The sequence below is a fragment of the Virgibacillus sp. genome (assembly GCF_013393565.1).
Classification (GTDB): Bacteria; Bacillota; Bacilli; order Bacillales; family Amphibacillaceae; genus Virgibacillus; species Virgibacillus dokdonensis.
Window position 1 is genome coordinate 1 of sequence record NZ_JABXHF010000105.1, and the last position, 9818, is coordinate 9818.

Annotated in this window: 11 protein-coding genes, 1 tRNA gene and 2 pseudogenes; 3 read left to right on the forward strand and 11 right to left on the reverse strand. The window is 35.5% G+C overall.

Going from position 1 to position 9818, the window contains the following annotated elements; all coding sequences use genetic code 11:
* The first annotated feature begins 10 nt into the window (after nucleotides 1–10).
* Complete coding sequence (locus tag HLX49_RS17170) at nucleotides 11–97, forward strand: hypothetical protein (RefSeq protein WP_367112743.1); 87 nt, start codon at nucleotides 11–13, stop codon at nucleotides 95–97.
* A 443-nt stretch (nucleotides 98–540) separates the two neighbouring features.
* Here HLX49_RS17170 and HLX49_RS16355 read toward each other — a convergent pair whose 3' ends face one another.
* A complete protein-coding gene (locus HLX49_RS16355) occupies nucleotides 541–1011 on the reverse strand; it encodes a hypothetical protein (RefSeq protein WP_213397569.1) in 471 nt (156 codons plus the stop codon).
* 153 nt (nucleotides 1012–1164) lie between these two features.
* Nucleotides 1165–1722 (reverse strand): hypothetical protein, encoded by a 558-nt coding sequence (locus tag HLX49_RS16360; RefSeq protein ID WP_296363234.1) that lies wholly within the window; start codon nucleotides 1720–1722, stop codon nucleotides 1165–1167.
* A gap of 871 nt (nucleotides 1723–2593) precedes the next feature.
* Here HLX49_RS16360 and HLX49_RS16365 point away from each other — a divergent pair.
* Nucleotides 2594–2806: pseudogene (locus tag HLX49_RS16365) on the forward strand (recombinase family protein); the annotation flags it as partial.
* A 2-nt stretch (nucleotides 2807–2808) separates the two neighbouring features.
* On the opposite strand, the pseudogene HLX49_RS16370 reads toward HLX49_RS16365, so the two are convergent.
* From HLX49_RS16370 to HLX49_RS16380, 3 genes and pseudogenes are all read right to left on the reverse strand, one after another.
* A pseudogene (locus tag HLX49_RS16370) lies at nucleotides 2809–2943 on the reverse strand (helix-turn-helix domain-containing protein); the annotation flags it as partial.
* Between the two features lie 299 nt (nucleotides 2944–3242).
* On the reverse strand, nucleotides 3243–3401 hold the full coding sequence (locus HLX49_RS16375; RefSeq protein WP_296363235.1) for a hypothetical protein: 159 nt from the start codon (nucleotides 3399–3401) through the stop codon (nucleotides 3243–3245).
* 156 nt (nucleotides 3402–3557) lie between these two features.
* Nucleotides 3558–3630: transfer RNA gene (locus HLX49_RS16380), tRNA-Arg, on the reverse strand.
* A 222-nt stretch (nucleotides 3631–3852) separates the two neighbouring features.
* On the opposite strand from HLX49_RS16380, the gene clpP reads away from it, so the two are divergent.
* Entirely contained in the window at nucleotides 3853–4440 is a 588-nt protein-coding gene (clpP, locus tag HLX49_RS16385; RefSeq protein WP_101932380.1) for an ATP-dependent Clp endopeptidase proteolytic subunit ClpP, read from the forward strand.
* Between the two features lie 34 nt (nucleotides 4441–4474).
* On the opposite strand, the gene HLX49_RS16390 is transcribed toward clpP, so the two are convergent.
* The 6 genes from HLX49_RS16390 to trxB all read right to left on the reverse strand — a co-directional run bounded on the left by HLX49_RS16390 (nucleotide 4475) and on the right by trxB (nucleotide 9811).
* Nucleotides 4475–4729 carry an HPr family phosphocarrier protein gene (locus HLX49_RS16390; protein WP_073007535.1) on the reverse strand — a complete coding sequence of 85 codons (255 nt, stop codon included), beginning with the start codon at nucleotides 4727–4729 and terminating at the stop codon, nucleotides 4475–4477.
* A gap of 213 nt (nucleotides 4730–4942) precedes the next feature.
* Nucleotides 4943–5887 (reverse strand): DNA-binding protein WhiA, encoded by a 945-nt coding sequence (gene whiA, locus HLX49_RS16395; RefSeq protein ID WP_101932381.1) that lies wholly within the window; start codon nucleotides 5885–5887, stop codon nucleotides 4943–4945.
* A gap of 161 nt (nucleotides 5888–6048) precedes the next feature.
* Nucleotides 6049–7008: a gluconeogenesis factor YvcK family protein gene (locus HLX49_RS16400; protein WP_296363238.1), complete on the reverse strand. Its 960-nt coding sequence runs from the start codon at nucleotides 7006–7008 to the stop codon at nucleotides 6049–6051.
* A gap of 1 nt (nucleotide 7009) precedes the next feature.
* Nucleotides 7010–7891 carry an RNase adapter RapZ gene (rapZ, locus tag HLX49_RS16405; RefSeq protein ID WP_101932383.1) on the reverse strand — a complete coding sequence of 294 codons (882 nt, stop codon included), beginning with the start codon at nucleotides 7889–7891 and terminating at the stop codon, nucleotides 7010–7012.
* A gap of 51 nt (nucleotides 7892–7942) precedes the next feature.
* Nucleotides 7943–8413, reverse strand: a complete 471-nt coding sequence (locus HLX49_RS16410) for an NUDIX hydrolase (protein WP_077705270.1) — start codon at nucleotides 8411–8413, stop codon at nucleotides 7943–7945.
* A 444-nt stretch (nucleotides 8414–8857) separates the two neighbouring features.
* Entirely contained in the window at nucleotides 8858–9811 is a 954-nt protein-coding gene (gene trxB / locus HLX49_RS16415) for a thioredoxin-disulfide reductase (RefSeq protein WP_077705273.1), read from the reverse strand.
* Between the last annotated feature and the right edge of the window lie 7 nt (nucleotides 9812–9818).

The window sequence follows — 9818 nt, forward strand, 5'->3', positions numbered from 1 at the left end:
TAGACAAGAAATTCGAAACTATTTTGCATTCTATAACCAAAAGCGACTACATCAATCGCTAAATTACCAGACACCTGAGTTTGTTTATTATTCATAAAAGAATACCCCCTCTCATCCATAGGAACTTCGTTGTGAAGCCCCTCCTTGACCACCAAATTCCTATGATTGAGAATAATAATGAAAAAAATGTTAATACCCCTTCCCTTAAAGGAGCTCCATAGCTCCCCCACCTTAAATATTTAAAATTTGTGTCTTGACAATGGGGTCCCCTTTAACAATTCCAATTCGAAAAAATAATTTTTATCCTTTTGCCTAAAATTTATGTAATTAATCAAGGCATTTTAGCGTAAAATTAATTTACGCAATAACTGTTCTTATTTTGATGCAGTATTACGGGTGGCGTCAAGAAAATGCGGATTTACAACAACTAAGCACGTTTCCCTGACGCTATCCGAGAATAGACTCTTAAAATCGAGAATTAATTTTCCTGTAACTCTTTCACTCTTCTATAAAATGTTGTCTTTTTATCCTCTGTCGTAGTCAATGATTCTCATTATGAGAATCAAAAAGCATTAGATATGCAAAAAACTCAGGTGTTTCTTGATTAACATGAGATGTGTCGATTCCACGTTCGATAAGCATATCCACTTTTAGTTCTTCGCAATTGGAGGTTATTGCGTTTAACTGGGATTCAATAATGACAAGTATTCTTTCATTATCAGATGTAATCCTCATCTGATTGTAGTAATAATCACTTTTTTCATTTCTTACTACTTCATACGAAATGAAATTTAAGTTATCCAAGTTAGATTTTATAGGGTCGTTTTTGTGTGCATTAATATAGTTAAGCATTGTCATTTTTAAGAAAATAACTTCGGATTCTGATAATTCTGTTTCGGCAATATCTAATTTTTTTTGAAATGCGGAGATAACGTCATTAACTGATTGTAACGGTCGAACCCTATGGGAATATTGCTGCTTCAAATATGCTTTGTACTCATCATGATCCACGTAATCACCTCCATAAAAAAAGAAATGAGAGATGCTCAAGAGAGCATCTCGATATTAGTACTCTATAGCATATAATCGCATAGAGTACTTTAACTATACCAACAGTTACTTCTAATCTGTACCTTAGTTTCTTTAATCAATAAGTATAAAGTTTTATTGAATTGGCCATTGTCCAATAATATTCGTGGTAATCAACCAACCGGAGCTTGTTACATATACCATTAGACCAGAATCTGAGACTCTTACTTTTGTTTGGTTTGTTGGTACAGTTGCAGTGCCAATATAAGTAGTGTGATAAGTAGATGCTATGCCAAAATTATAAGTTTTTGCTGGAAATGATTTATATACCGTACGATTAAGTACTGAACTGTGCATGATATCCATTTTACTGAACTTTACAGCATTAGCAGCCTTATTCCCAGTATAAGTTAAGTATACATAAACTTGAGTATAATTATCAGATGCTCTTATAAAAACTGGTGTAATCATGCCATAAGTTGCTTGAGTAGAAATTGAATCTTGAGATTCGTTGTTAGTGATTTGAGCTGGAGTACCGTCAGGATTTGGCGTGTTGAGTGTATCTTGAATAATTTCAAGATGTGCTGGAGTGATATTGTTTGACGTATTTTGTTGTACTGATTCTGCAAAAGTCATGGATGAAGCTGAAAAAACAAGAAAAAACCCTAATAAAACAACGAATAATTTTCTCATAAAAAAATCCCCTTTTTAAATTATTTAGGAGCGCTCTTATATTACTTAATTCTACATATAAATCTAAAACTCTTTTAAAAAAGATAAATTGTTGAAGTATTTCGAAGAACAAAGGCGCAAGTAATAAGTATGAGGTTTGGGTGGATTGATCACAAGATCAAGAACTTATTGACTTAGCTAAAAACAAAAGCTTACTAATGCTCCGGTTAATATTATAATGGATGATGGTAGTGTTTTAGTAAATGTAAATAATTTTGAAAAAGCTATAATATGCTGTTCTTAAGCTAATGGGTGCAAATACTTTAGAAAGGAAGTGAAAGCATTGAACTTATATCTTAATAGTTATTTAGAGGTGTTAAAAAGGAACTTTATGTTGGTACTTATGGCATTGGTATTATTAGCTGTAACTTTTTTTATATGGACAGGAGTTCCATTTTTTATAATTTCAAGTTTAGTGGCCGAATTAACCTCAAATTTTGTAATTGTTTATTTATGTATTTCACTATCAGGAGGAATTCTCTTTTCTCTCTATTTTGTACCACTCCATTTAAAAGTTGCTAAAAATATAGGTAACATAAAGGGCAATCGTACAATCATATCTTTTATGTATTTACAAACAATATTTATATTAGTAAGCTCTCTAATATTTTCAATAGTATTGGGTTTGATGAATGTTCTTCAACTATAGAATGCTTTAGTGGAATAAGTGAATCTAAAAAATCGAATCCTTATCGTACGGGAATTCGACTTTTCAGGTTAAAATTCAATTAGTATACAGAGTTTCCGAGATGATGGCTATATCCCAACATGCAAAATATCGGTCATAAAAGTACATAATAACGTCTAAAGTGACACAGAAGGTTGCGGCAAGATTTACGCCGAAAAATGGACGGGAACAAAGTCGGAAAGACCTGAGTTTCAAGCACTACTAAATACAGTACAAACTGGCGACACAATAGTCGTTACAAAACTTGATCGATTTGCTAGGTCGGCAGGTGACGCTCAGATAATCCGCAGCTTGTTTGATCGCGGAATAAAGGTGCATATACTTAATATGGGCGTGATTGAAAATACGCCGACTGGTTAGTTACGTTTTAATTCCCTTGAGATGGTGGATGGTGATCGATTCAGTTTTTTAGCAATGGTACGTATAGATATTCCTTGGTCTTTTAATGTTTCTATACGTGCTCTTTCAAATGTGGTAAGATGTTTGTAGCTCATAATAGTACCTCCGTGTATGTGTTGGTATAGTTACTTACATTTTACACGAAACTGTTGTGGGCTGTTTGGTTTTAGCCACATTTTTAGGTGTTGCACTTAATATTACAATGCGTCTTGTGTTTTTATTTGTTCCTATGCCTTAATCTCACAACTGGACTGAACATTGCATGCTGTTTTTTAATATCTTCATCCGTCTTTGGATGTATTTTCTTGTCGTTGATATTTCTGCACGTCAGCAATCCTTTGTAAGGTGAAAATATCTCCACCGTTTAAAATATAATTTCTACAAAATTGATGCCTTACCATACCTCCGTCTTTTTAAATGCAACGAAATATTCTAATGCGTCATTTAACGATAAGTTGAGCGACTTGTCCGAGAATATTTCATCAGTAGATCGGTCAACTTTTGGTTTAACGCCCCTTTTTCGTACAATCGACTTTCCTTTACGTTCAGACAACAAAAAACGCCCCTTTCATTACTTCGTAAAAAGTAACAAAAGAGACGCCTAAATACGTCATATAAATTTCGAATTTACCCTACTGGAAACCGTAAGACCTTCCGATAAGCTTTCCGTCTGAAATGCGAGTATAAACCGCGCCATTATGGCTTTAAGCACGCCCGGAGGGATTTGAACCCCCGACTCACGGTACCGGAAACCGTTGCTCTATCCCCTGAGCTACGGGCGCATATCATTATTTTGAATGAAGACACATAGAATATTATAACCTGTATTCTAACAATAAACAAGCCCTTTTTTCTTTTGTATGTTTATTTTCATAGAAAACGGGAATAAATGGAAGTATATTTGTCAAACTTCAATGTTTATTGTTTGACCTTATTTGACCTATTAGTTATGATAAATATATCGATATCAAAGATATACGAATAGATAGAGGAGGATAATTGTTATGAATTTAATACCAACAGTAATTGAACAAACTAACCGCGGTGAACGCGCCTATGACATTTACTCACGCTTACTTAAAGATCGAATCATTATGTTAGGAAGTGCGATTGACGATAACGTTGCAAATTCCATTGTAGCCCAATTATTATTTCTAGACGCAGAGGATCCTGAAAAAGATATTTCACTATACATCAACTCACCAGGTGGATCAATCACTGCCGGCATGGCAATTTTCGATACGATGCAACTCATTAAGCCAGATGTTTCTACAATCTGCACAGGAATGGCAGCATCTATGGGGGCATTCCTATTAACTGCGGGTGCCAAAGGCAAGCGTTACGCATTACCTAATAGTGAGGTAATGATTCATCAACCACTAGGTGGAACACAAGGGCAAGCAACAGACATTGAAATTCATGCACGTCGAATCATTCAAATGCGTGAAAAAATCAATCAAATCCTTTCTGAACGAACAGGACAGCCAATTGAAGTCATTGAACGTGACACAGATCGTGATAACTTCATGACAGCTGAAAAGTCTGTAGAATATGGTTTAATTGATAAGGTACTAGAGCGTAAACCTGAATAAAGAGCATAGAAAGCCACCCTTTTTGGGTGGCTTTCTATGTTTCAGAAACAAACTTTGTTAACCTTTCAATAGCCTGTTCCTCATCTGTTCCGTCAGCGATAAGTGTAATCTCTTCTCCAGCAACTATAGCTATGCTCATTAATCCCATAATGCTTTTTGCGTTCACTTTTTTTCCATTTTTTTCAATGAAAACATGAGCATGAAAACGATTTGCTTCTTGAACAAATTCCGCTGCTGGTCTAGCTTGTAGACCAGTAGAAAGATTTACTTTAATTATCCGTTCAACCAATTAGATCATCCTCTCTCCCTCTACAGAAAGCGTTATCATTATCCTCCGATATCGCTATCATCAACCTAAAAGCCTTCACATATTGCTTTTACTTTATGCAAACTATTACTACAACATGGAAGAGGAGAAAATCCCCCTCCAAGTGTTATCTCATCTATGCAAAACATTTATAATTTACAACCATTATATCATGGTACATTTTGTAAGCAAAGATTAAGGTACAAACTCGCCATTTCTAATTTTTTCGGCGAAGTCATCGATTTTCTTCAAACGATGATTTACACCTGATTTAGATATCTTACCACTTTCTACTAATTCGCCTAATTCTTTCAAGGAAACTTCTTGGTGTTTCACACGTAGAACAGCAATTTCCTTGAGCTTTTCTGGTAGCTGCTCCAAACCAACTGTACGATCAATGAACTGTATGTTTTCAATTTGGCGAAAAGCTGCTCCGATTGTTTTATTTAAGTTTGCTGTTTCACAGTTAACAATACGGTTAACCGAATTGCGCATATCTCGGACAATACGCACATCTTCAAATTTAAATAGAGCATTATAAGCACCAATTATACTTAAGAATTCTGAAATTTTCTCTGCTTCTTTTATATAAACAATATACCCGTTTTTCCGTTCTAATTTACGAGCATGTAACTCAAATTGGTTAAGCAAATTACAAAGTGAATTATTATGTTCCTCATAAATATTAAAAATTTCCAGATGGTAAGAAGACGTCTCTGGATTGTTCACTGACCCACCTGCAAGAAATGCTCCACGCAAATAAGCTTTCTTACAACAAGACTTATGAATAAGGTGATCAGAAATAACCCGATTAAACGTCATTGGTTCTTGCAAAATATGGAGATCGACTAAAATTGGTCTTACACCTTCATTCAAACGAACAATATATACATTATTTTTTTTCAATTTCATTTTCTTTCTTACTAATAATTCCACTCTTATATCATAAGTTGCTTTAATTAACGAATAAATCCTTCTCGCTATAGCAGCATTTTCCGTCTGTATATCCAAAGTATATTTTTGCTTTGATATTGAAATAGCCCCATTCATTCGAACTAATGCAGCTAATTCAGCATATTTACAGCAATCATCTACTTCGATTGCTGTTAATTCTTTTTTTATTTCGGAAGCAAAGGACATACTTATCCCTCCCTTCTACAGATCAATAGTAGGTGCTATGAAAGGCCATGAAGGCTAGATATTACATTGTTTTGTTTTTAAAATAAATTTTTCTGTGAAAGCGACCATTTTCTTGCTCCTATTACACTGGTTGCAATACAAAATTAGCATATCTACAATACTCATTTGTTCAAAAGCGAATAAAGCAATGATGCAATTTTATAATTATCATGCCTTAATGTAGGCTGTGTCGGATCAATAATATCTCCCTCTATAATTTGCAGTCCCATACCTATTAAACGCTCTATATCATATACCACAGGAGAAGCGTTTTCCTCTGCATACATCTCTCTTATCGTTTTTTCAATGGGTTCATTATGTACGACAATCGCATCAACGCTTGCTTCTCCAATATGATCACAAATAGCTTGCACGTGGTCAGCAGCTGTATAACCAGTAGTTTCCCCCTCTTGCGTCATGACATTACAAACATATACCACTTGACATTTTGCATTTTTTATTGCTTCTGCTATTTGTGGCATAATGATGGTCGGCATAATACTTGTATACAAGCTACCAGGTGCAATAACGATTAAATCTGCATTATTTAAAGCACGTACTGCATTTGGTAATGGTTCAACAGGCTGTGGGCTTAAAAAAACACGTTTTATTTTTTTGTTAGATAAAGGAATTTTCGACTCCCCAGACACGATTGTCCCGTCCTCCATTTCAGCATGGAGCGACATGTTATCGTTTGAGATCGGATATATTTTTCCTTTCACATTTAAGACACGAGAGATTTCTCTAATCCCCATATTAAAATTTCCCGTAATCGAACTCATTGCTGCTAAAAGTAAATTTCCAAGTGAATGACCAGATAAGCCATTACAAACATCAAAACGATGCTGAAATAATTCAATTAACATGGGTTCAGCATCAGATAAAGCTGCAATCACGTTACGAATATCCCCCGGAGCAGGAATTGCCATTTCATTACGTAACCTTCCCGTACTTCCTCCATCATCGGCTACAGTAACTAATGCTGTTAAATCAATAGGTAAATCCTTAAGACCTCGGAGTAGGACAGGCATCCCCGTTCCACCTCCAACAACTACCACATTCGGACGTTTCTCCTCAGTCATATTAATGTCCCTTTCTTTTATCAATATCACGATGCGTGACATGTGTAATATAGCCTTTATGCAACTCTTTAGCGAAATATTCAGCCAGTGCAACGGAGCGATGCTGCCCACCAGTACAACCAATTGCGACGACCAATTGCGACTTTCCTTCTTTTTTATATTGTGGTAACATGAATTGCAATAAATCAAGTACTTTTACGATAAATTTTTGTGTATCTGTCCAGCGAAATACATAAGAGGATACATCTTTATTTAAACCTGTTAGTGGTTGTAAATTTGTTACATAATGAGGATTTGGCAAAAAACGAACATCGAATACAAGATCGGCGTCAATTGGTAGACCATATTTAAAACCAAATGAAACCATGTGCACAGAAAATACTTCTTGATCTTCTTCTGAATACTTTTGAACAATCTTTTCACGAAGTTCTCTCGGCTTTAAATTCGTCGTGTCAATAATTCTTTGTGCTCTTCCTCTTAGCTCATCCAATATTTCTCGTTCTTGCCGGATTCCATTAAGCGGTAAACCTCCAACCGCCAGCGGGTGTGAGCGCCTCGTTTCTTTATACCTACTGACAAGCTTTTCATCTTTTGCATCTAAAAATAGAACATGTTCATCTAACCATTCTTCATCTGCTAAAGTATCTAAAGCTTCAAACAAGGAATCAAAAAATTCTCTAGCACGTAAATCCATGACAATAGCTACCCGCTGTATATTGTTTGTAGAATCTCTCATGAGTTCAATAAATTTTGGCAATAATGTAGGAGGAAGATTGTCAACGCAATAGTACCCTAAATCTTCAAAGCTTTGCACTGCAACTGTTTTACCGGCACCTGACATTCCTGTAATAATTACTAATTTTGTTTCAAGATTTTCACTCATATTCATTATCTCCCTCTTTCATTGGCTTCCTTGCAGAATGACATTAAAAAATTACTTCATATCGGAGGAACCATCTATTCGATAGGTAATCAAATCATCTTTAGGTGTATAAGTAAAAGCTCCTGATACAACATGTTTATTTTCAAAAATATGCCTATAAATTAACCGGTCACCTTCAGCCATCGGCAACTGTAACACTTGATTCACGGGAACCCATTGTAGCTCTCCTTCTCTACAAAAGTCTGCCAGTTTACCGCTGTAGTCTTGACAAGTAAATGTATACATCATCCATTCTTTCGTTTGTTGATCATCTTGTAAAACAGTGAATGTAAATACCCCAGCTAAACGCGGATTTTGAATTGTCAAATTGGTTTCTTCTTTATATTCTCTAATAACGGCTTCTTTTATCGTTTCACCAGATTCCATCTTTCCACCAGGCATTGCATACCAGCCATGCTTCGGTTTTTTTAATAATAAAATGTGGTCTTGTTTTAATAATATGCAATTTGCTACTTGTTGCATTCCTATCACCTCTAAATGAACAGAAACTAAAAAACAAACTTTCTTTCCCTTTCTAATTATACTAGTTTTATGTTGAAAATGAAACTTCCTAACAGCAAGAGAATGACAAGCACTACGATATGGGGATGGAAACATATACTAATGGAGCGCTACTAACGAGAGAGGAAAACAGAGTTTTTTGCTTCAGTATCTTCGTCTTTCTTCTTTTAGCAAAAACTTGTCTATCACCCGAGTATTTTGGAAAAATCACTGTCGTTTTTATTATACTTTGCGTCTAAAAACAGAAAAAAACACAGATACGTGATCTGTGTCCATTAACTAATCTATCTATTAAAAGGGGGTCAATTAGTTATTTTTATTATAACCCATGAATATTGCGCTTATATTACAGCGCGATTAAAAAGCAATGACTCATCGTAAATTTTTCTTAAAAGAAACCTCTAATTACGAATGTGTTGCTTTTAACTCTTCCATTAAATCTTCCACATATTTAATGGCCTGTTCAGCTGCAATACTTCCATCACCAGTCGCTGTAACAATTTGACGTAACGTTTTTTCGCGAATATCACCAGCAGCAAATATACCAGGAATTTTTGTTTCCATATTTTCATTTGTTGGAATATACCCTTCCTCATTGGTAATACCCAACGATGTAAAAGGTTCACTTAAAGGTACCATACCGATATAAACAAATACACCATCGATTTCATGATCATAGGTTTCACCAGTGTTATTGTTCTTTAAAGTAACACTTCCTACTTTCCCGGCGCCTTCGTTTATTTTTTCTACGACAGTATCCCAAATAAAGTCGATTTTATCATTGTCAAAAGCGCGATCTTGCAAAATACGTTGGGCACGTAATTCATCACGGCGGTGAATAATGGTTACTTTGTTAGCGAATCGCGTTAAATAAATGCCTTCTTCCACAGCAGAGTCTCCCCCGCCAATAACAACAAGGTTTTTATCTTTGAAAAACGCTCCATCACAAACAGCACAATAAGAAACCCCTCGACCGCTAAGCTCTTCTTCCCCAGGGATGCCTAGTTTTTTATATTGTGCACCAGTAGTTATAATAAGTGCTCGCGTATGGTATTCTTTTTGTCCAGCAACAATCGTTTTGTACGCTCCATGATCAATTACTTCTTTAATATCACCATACGCATACGCAGCGCCGAACTTTTTCGCATGCTCAAACATTTTATTTGATAAATCTGGTCCTAAAATATGATCATAACCTGGATAGTTTTCAACATCCTCTGTATTCGCCATCTGGCCACCTGGTATACCACGTTCAATCATTAATGTCTCTAGATTAGCTCGAGAGGCATAGACAGCCGCAGTCATTCCGGCTGGGCCTGCTCCTGCAATGATTACATCATACATTTTAATATCAGACATTGTATTC